Origin of the sequence: Mucilaginibacter sp. 14171R-50 (genome assembly GCF_010093045.1) — a bacterium.
GTDB lineage: Bacteria > Bacteroidota > Bacteroidia > Sphingobacteriales > Sphingobacteriaceae > Mucilaginibacter.
In genome coordinates, this window is record NZ_CP048115.1 from 856053 (window position 1) to 876901 (window position 20849).

A 20849-nucleotide genomic window follows, 5' to 3' on the forward strand; every position below is an offset into this window, starting at 1 on the left:
ATTACTTTGTGACGAGCAACTCGTTATACAACTCTATATATTGCCTCGCCGCTGACTCCCACGAAAACTTCCCAGCATGCTGCATAATAGCAGCGGCGCGATCGTTCGTTTCATAATCAAGCATACCATCCTTAAATACCTGTTGCATGTGCCCGGGTTCGAAATTGTCAAAGTAATAGGCTACGCTACCGCCAACCTCGGGGAGCGAGGTGTATTTTGCTAAAAACACGGGTTTCCCAAAATGCATTGCCTCAATTACAGGCAATCCAAAGCCTTCAGCGATTGAAGGGAAGACGAACGCACTGCAATTTTTATAATACCACGCCTTATCGTTTTCGTTAACGGGGCCGGTTATAGTTAATCTGTCGGCGCAGTTGTATTTCTCGGCCTCGGCAATTATTGTGCTTTTATGCGGGGTTTCAATCCCGGCTATCACCAGTTCGTAATCGTTCCCTTCCAAAAGCGCCGGGATAAGGTGAAATCCCTTTTGAACCGATAGCAGCCCTATGGTAAATAAAAAACGCTTTTCAGGCACATATAACGGCGTGTGATTGTCCGGCACGCTAAGCTTTTCGGCGCCGTTATATATTACACTTAGTTTCTCCCTAGCTTCCGGAATATATTTCAGGATATCATCAGCTACAAACTGCGATATGGTTACTACCATATCGCAATAAGATATGTACCGCCTGATCTTATTGATGTGCGCATCTATTTTTCGCTGAGGTTTAAATTTTAAATGAACATTGTTGATATCATGAATGGTCATTATTTTTTTTGCCTTCACGCTATACGGCTTTAACCTGCAGGTTTGGTCGGTAAAATGTACCACATCAAACTTATTGCGCAGCGGGAAATATATATTGTGCAGCCGGTTAAGATAAACGACATCAGCTTTGTCGTTAAAAAAGTAAGTGGTTTTTTTAAACATGTAGAAGGCCAGGTTAAACCGGCCCTTATTTTCTTTAATTAATGCATCGCCAAGCCCTTTCCCAAAGTAGAAATATCCCGAGTTGGGGTTTTTCATAGAATCGAATGTTACTAATACTGAAGGCTTTGACATTATTTATTTAACAAAAAACCACACCTTAAAGATGTGGTTTTTTGTTAAATAAATAGTTTTGCTATTAAAAATCTAATAAAAATTAATTTATGGCTTTAGGGTATGCATAAAAGGCTACAGGAACCACAGGTGACCAATAGTTTGCATCTAATACATCACCACGAGTAGAATAATAATGATCTTTCCCATCTTTGCTGGTATGTGAGTAAACCGGAACGGTGCCTTGAACCTGCGTTTTATAGGCATAAAACGCAATTCCTTCACTTTTCCACCAGGAGAAATCACTTACTGTACCTGTTGTAAATAAATGATCGACACCTTGCTGGCTAAAATAAGTGTTTACCTGAACAGTGCCTGGAATTTGACTAGGATATGCGCGAAACTCTGAACCTATATAGTTCCAATAATTCAGATCGTTTACAAAGCCTGTAGATAAATAATGATCGCCTCCCTTTTTCGCCGCAAATGAATTGATATTAACAAGTTCGTTAGTATAATCTTCTACTAAAGTTATTTGATTATCTTTAATATGTTTTTCTACAGCAGCTTTAACCTGCGCTTTTTTAACAGGGTCGGTTATAAAGTCATAAAGAAATACAGCCTTTCCTACATCTATCAACGCAGCATTGCTTGCATTAACACTTTGCTCCCAACTAGCAATATTAATAGTTTGACTGCTATTTCCGTCCTTATCAACTGTTACACTTGTACCAGAATTTGTTCCCCCATAGTATCTGGCTGTATATTGCCTTTTACTGGTTGTTGTTGTTGCTTCTGTTATCTCTGAAGTAGTTTTATCCGAATTGATATTTACACCAATACTTTTTAGTAAGCCAAAACCTAACCCCATCTTCACATCTGATGTTTTCTTAGTATAATCGCTCCCTTTTTGCATTGCACCACTATAATCGAACCTGAAACGCCCACCTATAGTAACATCCAGCATTACGTGAGTCCCATATCTTGTTACTAGCTCATCTGCGCTTTTAGTAGCAACATTGTTTATAAACTCAGGGGTTAGATAATTCATCAACAAGCTAATACTAACATCGCCTGTAAATCTTATTCTTTTTACCGTGTGGTTTACTTCATAGGTTGCATAAGAATACGCATTTGAATAGGTGGTTTTATTTTCATCAGAAGTGTTTTTACTGAAGCTACCTTTGAAATTGTAAACACTTTTTGTTTTATCGGTACCTTCAATTGTTGAGTTGTCATTAGCATCGAATGACTTTCCATTGCTAACGTCTTTCATGTAGTCCAATGCAGTAGCCCCACTGTAATACTTATTTACCCCACTTCCCGTGTTACCTACATCAATTCTGTTAAGATAATCAGTCGAAAACTTGTTAACGTCAAAAATTGCTGCATCAGATATGCTGTTAGGGTCGAGCATATCGCCGGTAACATCTATACCATAACCTAATAAATCCCACTTACCATCTGAGGCTGATTGGATTTTTATTTTTTGGGGGATAACATTTGTATCCGGGGATTGTGAATTTTCCTTTTTGCAGGCGATAATATTAAATAATATTAAAATTGCCCCCATCGAAAAAGTTCTAAAACGTAATTTTTTAATCATTGCTTTATATTTATTACTTAAATTTCGCAAAGGTAAATTTTATTAACTGTAAAACCAATTATATTTCACACTGCTTAATTTAACTAACAAATACTTCAGTATCACCTATTTCACAATTTTATAATTCCGGTATTCACTTACACGCCAGCCGGTAAGATCTTCAATTTTTTGCAGCACTTTGCGCCGAAAACTCATTTTTTTGTCCAGTTCCTTCAGGTCGATATCCAAACTCCAGTTATGGGCTGCCAGGCGCTTTTGCATTACTGCCGGGTGTGTGTCGGTAAAATGCACCAGCCGGTCGGGATTTTTGTGGCTGTAATCAAATTTAAAGGTTTCGGGCAGGTTTTGCTCCATCCACTCGTCGTCGTGATAGAACCTGTTAAAGTTCCGCAGCTTATTGGTTAAACCCGATGGTGGCTTTACCCACCCATAATGATAGATATAGGCGTCGATGAGCTTTACGTTTATCTTGCAGTTATCGGCCCATCTAAATCCCTGCGCATCGCGATACGATCGTATCGCTTTATTGTTCCGCACGATGCGTATCTCGCGGCGGTACCACCTGCGCGAGTGGCCGTAATAGTCATACGAGCCGTAAAAATGGAAATATTTAAACAGCAAGCCTTCCACCTTGCTATCAGCAAGGTTGTCTTCCATCTCTTTTTTAATTAGAGGCAGATATTTTTCGTGGACGCATTCATCGCCCTGTATATAAAAGGCCCAGTCGCTATCGGGGCTTATAGCATCAAACGCCTTATCCGTTTCGTCGGCAAAAACCTTACCCCCGCTCCTTACGCTTGTATCCCAAACCGTATGAATGATCTTTATTTTTGGCGAGCCGATATTCGTTATCAGGTTTTCGGTTTCATCCTCGCTATCGCCCAGCGCCACAATAAACTCATCGCAAAGCGGCAATATTGATGTTATCGCCTCCACGATGGGATAATCGTTTTTTACAGCATTACGGATAAATGTGAACCCCGAAACCTTCATTATTTACACTGATATATGGTTTGGCAAATATAATTATCTAACCCAGCCCATTTATATTATTATGCTCTGTTTAATTAACGTGTATTTTTGTTTCTTTATATCTACAGATATGGCAGGTACTATGCAGCTTATTCAACCACATTATACCGATTTCCGGTCGGTTGCGCGTGCTTTAACAGTGGTAGAAAACAACCTTGCCGGTGCTGCCCAACTGTTAAAAAGCCTTCATATTAATAATAGCACGCCCGTTACCGGTATTACAGGCCCGCCGGGGGCGGGCAAAAGCACGCTGGTAAATGCCGTAATTGATACCCTTGTTCAAAAAGGCAAAAAAATTGCCGTGCTGGCTATCGACCCAACCTCGCCATTTAACTTCGGTTCATTACTGGGCGATAGGATACGTATGGCTTCGCACTTTAACCATCCTGATGTTTTCATCAGATCGCTGGCTACGCGTGGCTCGTTGGGCGGGTTATCTGCCAAAACCATCGAAATGACGGACGTACTTAAAGCATCGGGGTTTGACCATATTATTGTAGAGACAGTAGGTGTTGGGCAGTCGGAAGTAGAAGTTGCAGGCCTTGCAGATATCACCTTGGTTATGCTGGTGCCCGAAGCGGGCGACGAGATACAGAACATTAAATCGGGCCTGATGGAGATTGCCGACGCCTTTGTTATCAACAAGGCCGACAGGGAGGGCGCCGACCTGTTTATCAATAATCTTAAAAAAGTTATTCAGCAGGGCAAAAACAGTAAGTTGCCTGTTTTTAAAACAGTAGCCTCCAAAAAGGTTGGCATTGAGGCGTTAACCGACTTTATATTGGCGGGCGTTAAGACAAAAAACGGCCGGCACGAATTGCTGCTAACCCAAAAGGTTTACAATATAATACAGCAAAACCGGATGGCCGATATCGACAAAAGAAAGCTGCAGCTGGATATTGCCAAAGCTGCACGATCGGGCACATTCAATATTTACCGGTTTGCAGCCGACTACGTAGGGTAAGCAGGTCAATGGTTAACTACTCACTCAATAAACCATTCTATTATTTAGAATTCATCAACTCCTCAATCTCGCCGGCCTCGATAGGTATATGCGCCATCAGGTCGCGGTTACCATCCTTGGTTATCAGGATATCATTTTCTAAACGGATGCCCAAGCCTTCTTCGGGTATATAAATTCCCGGCTCGCAGGTTAAGATGTTGCCCACTTCAAACGGCTTATAACGGCTGGCGTAGTCATGCACATCCAAGCCCAGGTGGTGCGATGTGCCGTGCATAAAATACTTTTTGTATAAGGGGGCTTTAGGGTCCTGCTTATCAACCTCGTGCTTTTTTAATAAACCCAGGTCAATCAGTTCGCCTGTCATTATTTTACCCACTTCATCGTGGTAATCGTTCCATACGGTACCGGCTACTATCATTTTTGTGGCGGCACGCAACACTCGCAAAACTGCATCATAAACATCGCGCTGGCGTTTGGTGAAGCGGCCGTTCACCGGTATAGATCGGCTCATATCCGCATTATAGTTTGCGTACTCGGCGGCCCAGTCAAACAATATTACATCCCCATCTTTACAAATCTGGTTGTTATCAACATAGTGCAAAACAATAGCGTTTTTGCCAGATGCTATAATAGGGCTATAAGCATGTCCCGTTGCACGTTGCCGTAAAAATTCATGGGTTATTTCGGCCTCTATTTCATATTCCGTTACCTCCGGCTGTACAAATTTTAGTACGCGTATAAATGCATCTCTGGTAATGTCGCATGCCTTTTGGGTAAGTTCTACTTCAATATCCGATTTTACAACACGCAGATCGCGCAGTACAGGGGCCGACCGCTCATAATGATGCAACGGGTATTTTTGCCGCAGGCTTTCCAGAAGCCTTAAGTCGCGGTAAGGCACGGTGTGCACATACCGATCGTTTTCGTTAGTATTTATATATATATTATCAGCGTAGTTTATTATACTATGCAAAATACTATCATATTCGTGCAGCCAAAATACCTGTTGTATGCCCGATGCAGCACGCGCTTCCTCTTTGGTGTATTTGTGACCTTCCCAGACAGCAATATGTTCGTTGGTTTGTCTTAAAAAAAGTACTTCTTTGTAGTGCTGATTAGGACAATCGGGGTATAAAACAAGGATACTTTGCTCCTGATCAATCCCTGTCAGGTAGTAAAAGTCGGGATTCTGCTTAAAAATGAATGTTTGATCACCATTTCTCGGATACTCATCATTGGAGTGAAATATAGCGATAGAGTTTGATTTTATTCTTGAAACGAAATTTTTTCTATTAATTGTAAATAACCGTTCACTAACAGGTAGATATTTCATAAATTATAAAATATTAAATTATACAAAAACAAAATATTTATGTTGTTTGTAGTAGATATAATGATTTTTGGAACAAGATTTGGTATTTGTTTCAAACATAATTACTAATTTTGAAAAAAATCACAATTAAATCGTTTAATCTTAAAACTATGAATTATTCTACATTAAAGAAATCAGTAGCATTATCATGCGCTTCTTTGCTGGTTGCTGGAATGGTTAGTGCCCAAACAGACTCGGCCGCTACCACTACCACTACTACCACAGATACAACCATGATGTCTTCTACAGCAACTACTGCCAAGGTATTTGGCGGCAGAGGTCAGTACAAAACCTGGAGTATCGGGCTTAACGCTGGTGCAACATCTCAAGTGCTTGCAACAGGCGGAAGTAACGACTTCAGAGATAAGAAAATCGAATTAGGTTACGGTATATCCGTAAGAGACCAATTAGGCCACAACTTCGGCCTACAATTAGATGTACGTGGCGGTAAAGTATCAGGTAACAATAACAGCCTTGCCAATGTTGGTACTTATACCACTAAGTTTTGGCAAGCTACTTTAAGTGGTGTTGTTAACGTTGCAACTATCGACTTTATCCGTCGTAAAAACTCGGTTAACTTCTTCATTAATGCAGGTGCGGGTTTAGCTATGTATAACCCTACAGGTGTTACTGCAGCTGGTGTGCCTTTTGATTATAAAAACGGTGCTGCAGGTGGTAACGCTGGTACTGGCAGAAATGTTAGAGAGTTCGTTATTCCAATTGGTGCAGGTGTTAAATTCCGTTTAAGCGACGTAGTTGCCTTAAACTTCGGTTACACCGAAAACTTTATTGATGGTGGTAACTTTGATGGTGTTACTACAGGTAGCAACAGAAAAGATCACTATTCATACGGATACGGTGGTTTAGAATTCACTTTGGGTTCAAGCTCAAAACCAAGCTTAGAGTGGGTTAACCCGGTAGCTATGATGTATGATGAATTATACGATGCAGCTTTACGTCAGGAAGTTGAAGCTCTTAAAGGCCGTGTAACAAACGTTGAAAATGCGGTTACCGATCTTAAGAAAGATTCTGATGGCGACGGTGTATCTGATCAATTCGATAAATGCCCTAACACTCCTGCAGGTAGCGTAGTTGACGGTTCTGGTTGCGTTATCGTATTCCCTACCGCTTCTGCTGACAGTGCTGCAACCGGTACTGCTTATTCAAATATCCAGTTTGAATTCGACAGCTCTGTGTTAAGGACTTCATCTTACCCAGTATTAGATGCTACTTCAGCTGATTTACGTTCATCTGGTAAAACTGTTGAGATCGATGGTTACGCTTCATCTGAAGGTACTGCTGCTCACAACATGGCTTTATCTCGCGACCGTGCAAACTCTGTAAAAACTTACTTAGTTAACTCAGGTGTTTCTGCATCGAAATTGAAAATCAAAGCTTACGGTGAAACTAACCCGATAGCTGACAATTCAACTGAAGAAGGACGTGTTGCTAACCGTCGTGTTTCTTTCAAACAAAGATAATATCCAACCAAAATATTATTAAGAAGCCCTCCGAATAACTCGGAGGGCTTTCTTTTTTTTATTAAATTTGTGTTATGTACTTTTTTAGGAAAAAAGACCCTAACAGGCCCACCAGCTTCAATCTTAAAGTAATGCACGTGATCAATGCTGTTGCCATTATCATGTTCCTTGCAGGTATTATCTGGAAGCTTATTCAGTGGTTTGTTTAATGAAGTAATTAATTTAGCGCTATGAAAACTATTATCAATACCAGTAACGCCCCTGCACCGATAGGCCCATACAGCCAGGCTGTTGCAGCCGGCGGTTTATTATTTGTTTCGGGCCAGGTGCCAATTAACCCAACAAGCGGCGAGGTTATTACCACAGGCATAACCGATGAAGCAAAAATGGTGATGGAAAACCTTAAGGAAATATTAACTGAAGCAGGCGTAGGTTTTGATAGCATTATAAAAACAACTATTTTTTTAACCGATATGCAAACCTTTGCTCAGGTAAACGATGTGTACGGTTCCTATTTTTCTACCGATTTTCCCGCCCGCGAAACGGTGCAGGTTTCCGCACTTCCAAAAGGTGTTAACGTAGAAATATCTGTAATTGCCTTAAAACCCTGAGCAATATAAAAATTGAATAATCAGCAGTTTCAAACACCCATTGAGTATCTGAAAGGTGTAGGCCTTGCCCGTGCGGAAGTACTTAAAAAGGAATTGCAGATATACAATTTTGAAGACCTGCTAAAGCACTTCCCTTATAAGTATATAGACCGTACAAGGTTTTATAAAGTAAGGGAAATACAGCCCGACATGCCCTATGTACAGGTGCTGGCCCGTATAAGCCTAAAAGAAATAATTGGCGAAAAGCGGACAAAACGTTTAGTTGCCCAGGCCAAAGACGATACCGGCACAATAGAACTGGTGTGGTTTCAGGGTATAAGATGGGTGGAAAAGATGCTGGCAACAGGTAAAGTGTATGTGATTTTTGGCAAGCCGGGCTTTTTTAACAACAAGGCCCAAATGGCACACCCCGAAATGGAGTTATACACACCGGGGGCGCAGCAAAAAGGTAACCTTAGCCTTCAGCCTGCGTACAATTCTACCGAAAAGCTGAAGCAGTTTGCCCTGGATAGTAAAGGCCTGCAAAAATTAATTGCTGGCCTGCTGGATCAAACAGCGAAAGATATTCATGAAAATCTGCCTGACTATATCCGCAACCGTTTCAAACTTTCCGGAAGACAGGAAAGCTACCGAAACATTCACTTCCCGGCAGATGCTAACCAATTAAAGGAGGCTCAATATCGCTTAAAATTTGAAGAGCTTTTTTTTCTGCAACTGAAGCTTTTGCGTAACAAGCTACTCCGCACCCAAAAATTTAAAGGAAATATTTTCGGGTCGGTAGGTAACTGCTTTAATGAGTTTTATCACCATAAATTACCTTTTGCCTTAACCAATTCCCAAAAGCGGGTTTTAAAAGAAATAAGGTTAGATACGCAACGTGGCGTACAAATGAACCGGCTGCTGCAGGGCGATGTGGGTAGCGGTAAAACTGTTGTGGCCTTAATGAGCATGCTGATAGCTATCGATAACGGCTTTCAGGCCTGCATCATGGCCCCTACCGAGATATTGGCCAATCAGCATTATCAAACAATAAAAGGGCTGGTAGGCGAGGGCTTTATTGAGGTTGCTTTGCTGACCGGGTCGGTACCCAACAAGCTACGTAAGGGGATTCATGAAAAGTTAGAGAACGGAACCCTGAATATATTGATAGGCACCCATGCCCTTATTGAAGATAAGGTACAATATAAAAATCTTGGCCTGGTGGTAATAGACGAGCAGCATCGCTTTGGTGTAGAGCAACGTGCAAAGCTTTGGCGTAAAAATGTAGTACCACCCCATATACTGGTGATGACGGCTACGCCTATCCCCCGAACATTGGCCATGACCATGTACGGCGACCTGGATATATCGTTGATCGATGAACTGCCGGCTGGACGAAAGCCTATTGAAACGCGGCATCTTTACGAGGCCCAACGCCTGCGTATGTTTGGTTTTATGAAACAGGAGATAGCTAAAGGCAGGCAGGTTTACGTTGTTTATCCGCTAATAAAGGAAAGTGAAAAGCTGGATCTGAAAAACCTGATGGACGGCACCGAAGTTATGGCGCGCGAGTTCCCGCTGCCTGATTATAGAATAAGCATAGTGCACGGCAAGCTAAAACCGGCCGAAAAAGAATTTGAAATGCAGCGCTTTGTGAAAGGAGAAACCCAGATAATGGTGGCAACAACCGTAATTGAGGTTGGTGTTAATATCCCCAACGCATCGGTAATGATCATAGAAAATGCCGAACGATTTGGCCTTTCGCAATTGCACCAGTTGCGCGGGCGCGTGGGCCGCGGCGCCGAGCAGTCTTACTGTATTTTGATGAGTAACGAGAAGCTTAGCAATGATGGCCGCATCAGGTTAAATACTATGGTAAAAACCAACAACGGCTTCGAAATTGCCGAAATAGATATGCAGTTACGCGGTCCGGGAAATATCGAGGGAACACAGCAGAGCGGTGTGCTCGATCTGAAAGTGGCCGACCTTACCACTGATCAGGAGATATTACAGCAAGCCCGGAATCTGGTTATTGAAATATTTGAAAAAGACCCCCAACTGGCCTCGCCCGAAAACCAGATTCTCAACCGGGCCTTCCAGGCAAAAAACGCCGGACTAAGCTGGGATAAAATATCGTAAGCCATTGATGAAAATGCCTGGCAAATATTACATTTGCTTAAACGCTTTATCCATGAAAAAATCCCTTCTCCTAACTATCGCAATTTTATCATCGGTAATTTATTCGCGGGGCCAGGATTCGGTGCAGATACGCAAGTTTTACGACGAGGCTTTGGTAAACGGCCAATGCTACGAAAACCTGCGTTACCTGTGCAAAAATATCGGCCAGCGTTTAAGCGGTTCGGCAGGCGCCGCGAAATCTGTTGATTGGAGTAAAAAACTGATGGAAAGTTATGGCTTTGACAAGGTTTACCTTCAAGAAGTAATGGTGCCACATTGGGTTAGGGGCGCAAAAGAACAAGCCTATATCATTGATGGCAAAAACAAGATAGCTGTGCCAATTGCTGCGTTAGGTATGTCAATAGCCACGCCTGCAGCAGGCATCACGGCCAATATTATTGAAGTACGAAGCCTGAAAGAACTGGATGAACTGGGCGAAAGCATTATCAAAGGGAAAATTGTTTTCTTTAACGGGCCGTTTGACCAGCGCTTTATAGAAACAGGCGCCGGATACGGAGCCGCAGGCATACAACGTTTTGCAGGTCCGTCAGCCGCGGCTAAATACGGTGCAGTGGGGGCTATTGTGCGTTCGATATCATCAGCTATAGACGATTATCCTCATACAGGTGGAACGGTTTACGTTGATGGCGTTAAGAAAATACCCGCCGCTGCTATATCAACCCTGGCGGCAAACAAGCTTAGCAATATGCTTAGGCTGCGCAAATGGCCGCTTATTAAATTTTATTTTAAACAAAGCTGCCAAACCCTTCCCGACGTTAAATCGTACAACGTTATCGGCGAAATAACCGGAAGTCAAAACCCTAATAAATTTATTACCGTAGGCGGCCACCTTGACTCGTGGGACCTGGCCGAGGGAGCGCATGATGACGGCACGGGTGTAATGCAGTCGGCCGAGGTGCTAAGGATATTCAAAGCAACCGGTTACCGCCCCAAAAACTCCGTAAGGGCAGTATTTTTTATGAATGAGGAAAATGGCCACAAAGGGGGTATCAAATATGCTGAACTTGCCGCTGCCAATAAAGAAGAACATATAGCCGCTATTGAAACAGACGAGGGCGGCTTTACGCCCCGGGGCTTTAGTTTTCAGGGCGTATCAAATGAATTTTTAAAGGGCATCAATAAAGACTGGAAACCCCTGTTTGAACCCTACGAGGCCGACCGTTTGGTTGCCGGCGGTGGCGGAACCGATATAGGACCGCTGAAAGAAACCGTACCCTCAATAGTTTTGATCGGTTTTCGTCCCGACTCGCAGCGTTATTTTGACATCCACCATTCATCAAACGATGTTTTTGAAAATGTAAACAAACGCGAGCTGGAATTGGGCGCGGCAGCAATTACCACGTTGGTTTACCTGATAGATCAGCACGGCTTAAGTTTTTAACAATCAGGTGTAGATAGTATTTTGAGCCAGCCCTTTACTATTGTAAATTGCGGCCCCAAACATCACCATAAGTGCCAGACGAGGAAAATAACACCCGCAAACCAGATTCATTCGCCGCCCTTAGATATAAGGACTTCCGATCGTACGTAGGCATGCGGTTTTGCTTTACGTTTGCCTACCAGATGCAAACCGTGGTACTCGGCTTTTATATTTATCAACTAACACACAGTAAAATTGCGCTGGCCTTTATAGGCTTAAGCGAAGCCATACCCGCTGTCGGCATAGCGCTTTACGGCGGCTATATTGCTGATAAATACGAAAAACGCAAAATGCTGCTGCTGATATTCTCGGGTGTATTTTTATCATCGTTTATTATGTTCATCGCCACTTTGAACAGCGTAACTGGTTATATGCACATTCATGGCCTGTTAGCCGTTCTTTACGGCATGATATTTTGCAATGGGGTAGCCAGGGCATTTTACGGGCCGGCCACATTTACAATTTATGCCCATAGCGTGCCAAAAGAGATTTATCCTAACGCCAGTACCTGGAGCAGCTCCAGCTGGCAGGTAGCATCGATACTCGGCCCGCTTACCGGCGGTTTTATTTACGGCTTTGCCAGCCATATGTTTCCGGGTTTAAGCGGCATTACGGCTACTTTTTGCCTGGTACTTATACTAATGCTTATATCGCTTTACCTGGTTTTCAGGCTGCGTACCTATCCGCCGGTGTTTATTCCTAAAGAGAATATCTGGATAAGCCTTAAAGAGGGCCTTAACTTTGTTTTTAGCAATAAAGTAATGTTTTATGCCATGAGCCTTGACCTGTTCTCGGTATTTTTTGGCGGGATAGTAGCCCTGTTGCCCGTATTCGCGCTGGACATATTGAAAGTTGGCTCGGAAGGGTTAGGGGTTATGCGTATGGCATCATCACTGGGCGCTGCGCTCACCATGCTGGTCATGATCCGTTACTCGCCCATGAATAAGCCCTGGCGCAATTTATTGATAGCAGTGCTTGGCTTCGGCGTTTCAATAATTGGGTTCGGCCTGTCGCATATATTTTACCTGTCGCTTGTGTTCTTATTTTTACAGGGAGCGTTTGATAGCGTAAGCGTTATTATAAGGGGAACATTGATGCAGCTGCTTACGCCCGATCATATGCGCGGCAGGGTATCGGCGGTTAACTCTATGTTCATTGGCTCGTCAAACGAAATTGGAGATTTTGAATCGGGCGTTGCAGCTAAGCTTTTGGGCACCATACCGGCGGTTATTTTTGGCGGCAGTATGACCCTGGCCATCGTAACCATTACCTGGCTCAAAACCAAAAAGCTTATCCCTTTGTCCTTAAACGAGATACAAACACCCCAAGCTATTAAGTAACCAAAACAAGGGTGCAATAAGGTATCGTAAAAAGCTGAATTTCAGTATTATTTATTGCGAAAAACTATTCACCTTTAGTAAATTTAACTGCTGAAAATTTCCTCTAACTAATTTTGATTAATTAAGTCATTGGCCCCTAAGTGCTCAAATATCTTATCAGGCAAAATGCTCTGCATTTTATCGATATGTTTAATACTTGTCGGCCCGTTATTTGCCCATGAGTTTGAGACAAAGCCAACCTATCAACCCAATCTCTTCATAAGCTTAAAAAAAGCGCCCGTTAAAGGACGGGTAGAGGCGGCCAGGCTGATGTATAAGCAGCATTGCCGTAACATGAACGAGGCAGATGCCATGCGCTGTATTGACGAAATAAAACGCATAGCGGTTGACCTTGAAGACCTGCCGCTTGAATGCGCTACCTTTGATATGCGCTCAGACTACTATTCGGTAAATCGGGGATACAACATTTTAAGCAATACCTATTTTGACCAGGCGATTGCCTTCGCCCGAAAAAATCATATGCAACTGGAGACGGGCATATACCAGCATCGCAAAGCCAATTATTACTTCCTTTATAAACAGAATACGGCCGCGTGCCGTTATTTCCTGCTATCAGAAGAGAACCTGCGCGAAGTTGGGTTCGCCAATGTACCCGGGGTAAGTGCCTTATTTTTAGAAACCGCCAACTTTTATTACGCTATGGGCGATTTTGAAAACGCCCGCCTAAACTTGCGGTACGCTCTAAAATATGATACCAAAATATCGCGCACCAGCGTAAATATTATAAATACCATTGGCCTTACTTACCGCAATAACGGGGAGTACGAGTTAGCCATGAATTATTTTAACAACGCCCTAAAAATGGCTGCGGCAACAAAAGATACAGTTTGGATGGCCATTGCAGGCGGCAATATAGGGTCGATATATTTTTTACAACACCGGTATGATAAGGCCCTGCCGCTTATCCGGGCAGATTATAACCAATCGTTAAAGTATGGCCAAAAACTTAATGCGGTTATTGCTTTGTTAAGGATAATTCGCATTAACATTGATCATTACAAGTTTAAGAAAGCGGGCATGCAGTTAGATACCGCCAACCGGTTACTTTTAAACATAGATAAAAAAATGTTATTGCAGCGTGCGCAATATTACGATCTTAAAGCAATACTTAACGAGCAGCTCAATAATATCCCCCAGGCGGCATTATATCGCGATAGGGCAGAAAACCTGCGCGATAGCTTAGCAAAAAGGGATAACATGGCCGCTATCGAACGCGTACGGCTGCAGTGGATAACAGAGAAAAGCAGGCATGAATTTAACAACTTAAAAAAGAGCGCTCAAATAAACACCTTTAAGCAAAACACCATAATTGTAGTATTAATATTGCTAATAATAATAACAGCATTGGTATTTAACCGCCAAAGGTTAAAGGCAAATAAGGATAAGGAACTAATGGCATTAGAAAAGCGGCGACTGGATGAAGAGTTAACAAACGCCATACGCGCGCTAAACGGCTACACAGAAAGCCTGATGCAAAAGAACATTTTGATAGACAAGATTAAGGCGGAGCTTGAAAACGTCCAGGTGAAATTTAACTCGGCTGATGTTGCCGCCAGCCTTGATAAAATGCTGCAGGCCCATATCATGACGGATGATAGTTGGGCTGAATTCAAAAGACTTTTTACCAGGGTACACAGCACTTTCTTTTATAACCTTCGCCATAAATACGCCAACCTGTCTGATACCGATGTACGATTACTGGCCCTAATTAAATTAAAGCTTAACAATCGCGAAATGGCCGGCATGCTGGGCATCACGGTTGATGGCATTAAAAAGGCAAAGCAGCGCCTGCGAAAAAAGATGCGGTTAGTTGAAGACGAGGCTTTGGAAGATGTAACAGACATACTTTAGCCGCCCGCTGCATAGCATTTGTCTTAATTTTGTCCACCCTATAAATTTCTTAAAAGACATTGTTTAGCGGATATTTGATATATCTAAAATTAATTTATGGCTTGGTTTAGATAGCTATAATTAATATCGACATGGAAAGTTAATTTTTATGCAAAAGTTGTACATTTATATTGTTGAAGATAACCCTTTAATTGCCTGCGCGTTAAAGAAGATGCTTCTGAATATTGGACACAACATTTGCGGCATTGCAGAATGTTATGACGAGGCTGTGAAGGACCTTGGAATTTTGAATGTTGACCTTGTAATTACCGACATAATGCTTAAGGGCGAACAAAATGGAATCGACCTGGCACATTATATCAATCAGCATTTACATATTCCCTTCATATTCCAATCATCCATAACATCTGCAGATATAATAAACATGGCCTTTAAAACCGGGCCTAATGCCTTTTTGCCAAAGCCGGTTAGTAAAGCTGCTCTGATAAAAGCGCTAGCCTGATACACGTGCGTTTCTGAATAACTATTGAATAAATAATTGTTAAAGTTTGCAATACCCCTTAAATGGAAACAAGACAAAAAAAAACCTGCCCGCATTGCGGCATAGGTAAACTCACAAGCCGTGTCCGAAGGCCGGCTTTAGTTAAAGCAACTTTATTTTGGCTGCCTCTAAAAAGATATTCCTGCAATATCTGTGATAAAAAAACATATGTGTACGGTTCAGTTTACGAAAGCAAAAAGCAGCCGGCAGGTACACGGCAATAACCTTTAGCGGCGCTACATTATATAGGCGATAATGTTATTGTGGCATTATTAGGATAGGCGCGATATAATACATAAGCGTACTTACTGTTGCCCGTTACAGGTTTAACAATCAGCGACTTTTTACCTTGCGTTATCTTAACACTCTTCCAGTTAGCTGGTACTCCTGTTTTAAGGGTTAGTGGCAGGTTGTACATGGCCTTGTCAAGCGTGTGCCGTAAGGTAATGGTTATTGCACCTTTATTTTGTTTTACCTGCACCGCAGCGGCCTGCCTTTCGCGCATGTAGCGTGTAACATTACCAAAGGTTGCTACCCACAAGTCATTCTCCCGTGCTTTAATATAGCTAAAATAGTCGTTAAGTTCCTGCCTCGACAATGCCTCCCAGCCTATGCCATCTACCCCATGAATGGTTAGTACCAACCAGGTGTTATTTTTGTGGGCCGTGGTATCAACCCAAGCCTTCATCATTGGCAACGGCGTTTTGGTAGTGGCGCCCCGCTGAAATTGGATGTATTCTTTATTAGTATTACCCGGGTTGTTTGGATTGCCGCGGGTTATCTCTTTTAGCCATGGTTCGGGCATACGGTTACGCAGGGCCGGATAAACTTTATATGCATAACGCATAACACGTTCATTTTCGGTCCCAAACGGCCCCTCGCCCGAAAATGTATACCTGGCCCCGAGGTGATTAAGTATATCTTCTTTGCTTTTGGTTAGCTCATATAACATATTAGGCTCATCAAGTATAGCCAGGCGCGGGTGGGTTATCATATGGCTGGCAAACTCATGCCCCTGCGCCGCATACTTTCGGATATCATTCCATGTGGTGCCGTGGGCATCCAAATATTCAGGATTATGCTGCACTCCGGGTTTAAATTGCTTATTACGCACCATGGCGTACATCTCGTCTATCAGCTTTATTGCCTCATCGGTTTTCCCTGCATCAACAAGCGACCCTGCATTATAGTAATAATCCATCGGTCCAACTAAGCCCAGATAGGGTGCCGCCGAAGCCCGCTCAAACAGGTTATCCTTATTGGTTGCGATGGCTGCCGTTTCCTTTATAATATCCTGCACCGGGCGCCCTATAAATTTTCCATGATACTGCGAGCCCGGAATTTGCCCGGTAATGATAAAGAAAGTAGCCGGGAATTTAAAGCTATTAAGCAGAGGCAGGGCTACTTTAAACTGATTAATAGAGCCATCATCCCAGGTAATAGATACCGCTCCCTTTTTATCATCCTGCCAACGGGCTATTTCGGTTTTGCCGGGTTGGGCCTTGCACAGGTTCACTACAAGGCATCCTGTTATAAGCATCAACAATAAACTTCTCATAGCTAAAAAATATTGTTAGCTAATATAAAAAGTTACGGGCGCATAATCGTCTTATAAGTATATAGTCACAAGATTGTTAACAAGCGCTTATCAAAATTAAAAAAGATTATAAATAAATGAATATTCATTTATATTTGCAGCGAAATTTATTTTAGATGCGTATTAGAAATACCGATAAAGTACAGCTGGTAAAACAAAAAGCCATTGAGCTTATCGTAAAAGATGGGTTAGAAGGCTTCAGCATGAACAAGCTGGCTAAGGCCTGTAACATCTCTGTAGCTACCCTGTATATTTATTATAAAGATCGTGATGATCTCATCCTGAAGATCGCTATTGATGAAGGGACAAAAATGGGCGATGCCATGATCAAAGACTTTGATCCGGCTATGCCTTTTGAAGAGGGCCTGCGTAAGCAATGGGAAAACCGGTACGGGTACATGAAAGCTAACCCTATTATGACGCTGTTTTTTGAGCAATTACGCAGTTCGTCGTACCAGCAAAGCTTTTTGTCATCCTTCCTTACAGATTTTAAGTTGGTAATGGGGAAGTTTATGGATAATGTAATAGCGCGCGGGGAAATTGATAAAATGCCTTTTGAAGCGTATTGGTCGGTGGCGTTTGCACCCTTGTATAACCTTATACGCTTTGAGCAAGAAGGACAAAGCCTGAGCGGCCAGCCATTTAAAATGACAGATGAAATACTTTGGAAAACTTTTGATCTGGTTGTAAAAGGCCTTAAAAAGTAAGTTTATGCATATGATAGAAAACTTTGACCACATCCTTTTATTTAAAACCAACGTGAGGTGCCATGATGATAAGCAACTGTTGCATACTTTGTTTGATAATAACATCGATATCAAATGCTGGAGTGTTGACATGGAGGATGAGGATTGTGTGCTTAGGATAGTATCGTATACCTTAAACCACTCACAAATAATTAAATTAATAAACCGTCTCGGCTATCAATGCTGCGAATTAACCTAACAACACAGTGAAAAATCAACACCCGGTAGCTTTTACAGGCTATCAAAAATTTGTAATATTTATACTTGCCATCACCCAATTTACGGTGATACTGGATTTTATGGTAATGTCGCCCCTTGGCGATATGCTTATGAAATCGCTTAACCTTAAGCCGTCGGCCTTTGGCGTAGCGGTATCGGCCTACGCATTTAGCGCCGGTATATCGGGTTTGCTTACCGCCGGCTTCGCCGACAAGTTCGACCGTAAAAAACTATTGTTATTTTTTTACCTTGGTTTTATTGCAGGGACCATATTTTGCGGCCTTGCACACACCTACGCGGTATTGGTAGCAGCGCGTATCATCACAGGCTTGTTCGGTGGTGTTATCGGCTCTATATCCATGGCCATTATTACCGACCTTTTTGCATTGCAGCAACGCGGCCGCGTAATGGGCTTTGTACAAATGGGCTTTGGCGGCAGCCAGGTTCTGGGAATACCCATTGGCCTTTACCTGGCCAACGCCTGGGGCTGGGAGGCCCCGTTCTGGATGGTCGCTGCGTTAGGTATCATCATTGCCATAATGATAGCCATAAAGCTACAGCCTGTAAACGCACACCTTGCCGTACAAAAGGATAAATCGGTTTATAAGCACTTTTTGCATACGGTTGTCAAAGCCGACTATCGCATTGGCTTTGCATCTACCGCATTGTTATCAATAGGTGGGTTTATGATGATGCCTTTTGGTACCGCCTTCGCGGTTAATAACCTGGGCCTTACCAACCAGCAGTTACCCGCGCTATTTATGGTAGCCGGCATAAGCACGCTGGTAATAATGCCTGTAGTTGGTAAATTAAGCGATAAGATAGATAAGTTTAAAATATTCACCGCAGCGTCTGTTTGGACAATGATCATGTGCGTGGTATACACCAACCTGGGGGTAACACCTTTACTGTTGGTTATGGCTTTTAACGTGTTAATGATGATAGGCGTTATGAGCCGTATGATACCCTCATCAGCACTTACCAGCGCCATACCCGACACAGCCGACCGCGGGGCTTTCATGAGCGTTAACGCGTCGTTACAGCAAATTGCAGGAGGTGTAGCCGCGGCCGTCGGGGGCATGATTGTTACCCAGCAAAGTAAGGGCAGCCCGTTGCAACATTATGACACTGTTGGTTACGTGGTGGTGGGCATATCAATCCTGAGCGTCTTGCTAATGTCGCGGGTAGACAAGCTGGTAAAAAGAAAAATGGAAAGCAGCAAAGCGGCTGTGATCCCTGAAGAAGCTTTTGCACATTAATACTTAATTTTCTTCAATTTATTAAGGAAAGTTCTGCAATTACACATATGCAGCAACCATTTAAAACTTGATTCCTTTTGAATGCACTATGCTAGCCTGGGATGTAGTTAGCCATCGCTTTTTTGCGGACGTAGCATAAAAACGAAGGGAGGGTGCTAAATGCTCTTAAAATCTAATGCAATGGAATATTATGATGTAGCGAAATTTAAGGTCTCGGATGTCTTTAGCATCACTAATCGGGGAATGGCCGTAGCCGGAGAGATTATTACGGGCGAAATAAATAATGGAAATTATTTAAAGTTGAGCCTTGAGGATAAAGAACTAATTTATAAAATAGGCTCTGTTGAGTTTTTGAAAACTGAAACAGCGGCTAATATTGCGCTATTGATTAAATCTGACAGTAATCCTGAACTGTACTACCTTGAAAGAACAATCGGTCAGCCCTTGATAATTTTAGCTCTTACGTAGTCTATCCTCGCGCGAGAAGCACTTTGTTCCGGCTAAGCGCTGCAAACTCTCAACCGGCTTTGAGGCGCGAAGTATTGTAACCGTACAAGAGTACCAGCGTTATATCTCCATAATTTCTTTTTTCTTCCTGGTACGCAGCCTTTTGGGTACAAAATCAAGTATTTCGGTTTTAAGCGCTTCTATCATCCGGCGCTTTAAAAAATTGCGGTGTATCACAATACTAACCTCGCGGGCGGGCTCAGGGGTTTTAAAATAGCGTACGCGGTCGCGCTGCTTATCACTCATCTCGGCAAGGGCAAGCTCAGGCAAAATGGTTGCCCCATTGTTCATTTCAACCATTCGTTTAAGGGTTTCAACACTACCGGTATTATACTCAAAATGCTGATACCCTTTTGTAGCCTTGCGGCGCTGGCAAATGTTAAGCACCTGCTCGCGCATGCAATGTCCTTCGTTCAGCACCCATATCTCTTCCATATCAATATCATCCGGACTTATGGTCTTCTTTTTATAAAGCTTGCTGTTCTTTGAAGCATACGCCACAAAATTTTCATAAAAAACGGGAATCTCGGTAAGGCTTGCTTCATGCAGCGGCGTAGACAATATGCCGCAATCCAGCATGCCAAGTTTCAATTGCTGAATGATCATCTCGGTAGTCTGTTCCCAAACAATAAGCTTTACCTGCGGATACTTTTGTATAAAACCGTTTAATATTTTGGGTAAAATGTACGGCGATACTGTAGGTATAATGCCCACTTTCAACTCCCCGGAAAGTTCCTTTTGCCGGTCGCTGATAATCTCCTTTATCTTCTCGCTCTCGGCAAGTAATATTCGCGCCTGCGCAATAATTTCTTCGCCAATTTCGGTAGGTATAACCGGCTGGTGGCTGCGGTCAAAAAGCTTTACTCCAAGTGTATCCTCCAATTTTTGTATTTGCATACTCAGTGTCGGCTGTGTAACAAAACATTTGTTTGCGGCGGTTACAAAACTACGGTAAGTATCAACCGCTATGACGTATTCAAGCTGCGTTATGGTCATATCAATAATATCGATATATAAATATAC

Annotated in this window: 19 protein-coding genes; 13 read left to right on the forward strand and 6 right to left on the reverse strand. The window is 42.6% G+C overall.

Features of this window, described 5'->3' with window-relative positions:
• Window position 1: 1 nt before the first annotated feature.
• From GWR56_RS03895 to GWR56_RS03905, 3 genes are all read right to left on the reverse strand, one after another.
• Window positions 2–1027: a glycosyltransferase family 1 protein gene (locus tag GWR56_RS03895; RefSeq protein WP_162429853.1), complete on the reverse strand. Its 1026-nt coding sequence runs from the start codon at window positions 1025–1027 to the stop codon at window positions 2–4.
• Between the two features lie 118 nt (window positions 1028–1145).
• On the reverse strand, window positions 1146–2648 hold the full coding sequence (locus tag GWR56_RS03900) for an MAC/perforin domain-containing protein (RefSeq protein ID WP_162429854.1): 1503 nt from the start codon (window positions 2646–2648) through the stop codon (window positions 1146–1148).
• 105 nt (window positions 2649–2753) lie between these two features.
• The gene (locus GWR56_RS03905) at window positions 2754–3641 is read right to left on the reverse strand and encodes a glycosyltransferase family 2 protein (RefSeq protein WP_162429855.1); all 888 of its coding nucleotides are present in this window, start codon (window positions 3639–3641) and stop codon (window positions 2754–2756) included.
• Between the two features lie 109 nt (window positions 3642–3750).
• On the opposite strand from GWR56_RS03905, the gene meaB reads away from it, so the two are divergent.
• Window positions 3751–4644, forward strand: coding sequence for a methylmalonyl Co-A mutase-associated GTPase MeaB (gene meaB / locus GWR56_RS03910; protein WP_202925370.1), 894 nt, complete (start codon window positions 3751–3753; stop codon window positions 4642–4644).
• A gap of 40 nt (window positions 4645–4684) precedes the next feature.
• On the opposite strand, the gene GWR56_RS03915 is transcribed toward meaB, so the two are convergent.
• A complete protein-coding gene (locus GWR56_RS03915) occupies window positions 4685–5977 on the reverse strand; it encodes an aminopeptidase P family protein (RefSeq protein WP_162429856.1) in 1293 nt (430 codons plus the stop codon).
• A gap of 272 nt (window positions 5978–6249) precedes the next feature.
• On the opposite strand from GWR56_RS03915, the gene GWR56_RS03920 reads away from it, so the two are divergent.
• The 8 genes from GWR56_RS03920 (at window position 6250) to GWR56_RS03950 (ending at window position 15459) form a co-directional block, all read left to right on the forward strand.
• Entirely contained in the window at window positions 6250–7497 is a 1248-nt protein-coding gene (locus GWR56_RS03920; protein ID WP_238395298.1) for an OmpA family protein, read from the forward strand.
• A gap of 74 nt (window positions 7498–7571) precedes the next feature.
• A complete protein-coding gene (locus GWR56_RS20680) occupies window positions 7572–7706 on the forward strand; it encodes a DUF6728 family protein (RefSeq protein WP_255456704.1) in 135 nt (44 codons plus the stop codon).
• Window positions 7707–7727: 21 nt separating this feature from the next.
• Window positions 7728–8108, forward strand: coding sequence for a RidA family protein (locus tag GWR56_RS03925; RefSeq protein WP_162429858.1), 381 nt, complete (start codon window positions 7728–7730; stop codon window positions 8106–8108).
• A 12-nt stretch (window positions 8109–8120) separates the two neighbouring features.
• A complete protein-coding gene (gene recG / locus GWR56_RS03930; protein ID WP_162429859.1) occupies window positions 8121–10226 on the forward strand; it encodes an ATP-dependent DNA helicase RecG in 2106 nt (701 codons plus the stop codon).
• Between the two features lie 52 nt (window positions 10227–10278).
• On the forward strand, window positions 10279–11667 hold the full coding sequence (locus GWR56_RS03935; RefSeq protein ID WP_162429860.1) for a M20/M25/M40 family metallo-hydrolase: 1389 nt from the start codon (window positions 10279–10281) through the stop codon (window positions 11665–11667).
• Between the two features lie 71 nt (window positions 11668–11738).
• Window positions 11739–13046: an MFS transporter gene (locus GWR56_RS03940; RefSeq protein WP_162429861.1), complete on the forward strand. Its 1308-nt coding sequence runs from the start codon at window positions 11739–11741 to the stop codon at window positions 13044–13046.
• Window positions 13047–13211: 165 nt separating this feature from the next.
• On the forward strand, window positions 13212–14957 hold the full coding sequence (locus tag GWR56_RS03945) for a tetratricopeptide repeat protein (RefSeq protein WP_162429862.1): 1746 nt from the start codon (window positions 13212–13214) through the stop codon (window positions 14955–14957).
• Between the two features lie 148 nt (window positions 14958–15105).
• A complete protein-coding gene (locus GWR56_RS03950) occupies window positions 15106–15459 on the forward strand; it encodes a response regulator (RefSeq protein ID WP_162429863.1) in 354 nt (117 codons plus the stop codon).
• A 280-nt stretch (window positions 15460–15739) separates the two neighbouring features.
• Here the strand turns inward: GWR56_RS03950 and GWR56_RS03955 are convergent, their stop codons facing one another.
• On the reverse strand, window positions 15740–17056 hold the full coding sequence (locus tag GWR56_RS03955) for a polysaccharide deacetylase family protein (RefSeq protein WP_162429864.1): 1317 nt from the start codon (window positions 17054–17056) through the stop codon (window positions 15740–15742).
• Window positions 17057–17211: 155 nt separating this feature from the next.
• On the opposite strand from GWR56_RS03955, the gene GWR56_RS03960 reads away from it, so the two are divergent.
• The 4 genes from GWR56_RS03960 to GWR56_RS03975 all read left to right on the forward strand — a co-directional run bounded on the left by GWR56_RS03960 (window position 17212) and on the right by GWR56_RS03975 (window position 19787).
• Complete coding sequence (locus GWR56_RS03960; protein ID WP_162429865.1) at window positions 17212–17802, forward strand: TetR/AcrR family transcriptional regulator; 591 nt, start codon at window positions 17212–17214, stop codon at window positions 17800–17802.
• 4 nt (window positions 17803–17806) lie between these two features.
• Window positions 17807–18040 carry a hypothetical protein gene (locus GWR56_RS03965; RefSeq protein WP_238395299.1) on the forward strand — a complete coding sequence of 78 codons (234 nt, stop codon included), beginning with the start codon at window positions 17807–17809 and terminating at the stop codon, window positions 18038–18040.
• A gap of 7 nt (window positions 18041–18047) precedes the next feature.
• Window positions 18048–19319, forward strand: coding sequence for an MFS transporter (locus GWR56_RS03970; protein WP_162429866.1), 1272 nt, complete (start codon window positions 18048–18050; stop codon window positions 19317–19319).
• Window positions 19320–19499: 180 nt separating this feature from the next.
• Window positions 19500–19787: a hypothetical protein gene (locus GWR56_RS03975; protein WP_162429867.1), complete on the forward strand. Its 288-nt coding sequence runs from the start codon at window positions 19500–19502 to the stop codon at window positions 19785–19787.
• A 99-nt stretch (window positions 19788–19886) separates the two neighbouring features.
• Here GWR56_RS03975 and GWR56_RS03980 read toward each other — a convergent pair whose 3' ends face one another.
• Complete coding sequence (locus GWR56_RS03980) at window positions 19887–20822, reverse strand: hydrogen peroxide-inducible genes activator (protein WP_162429868.1); 936 nt, start codon at window positions 20820–20822, stop codon at window positions 19887–19889.
• Window positions 20823–20849 lie beyond the last annotated feature (27 nt).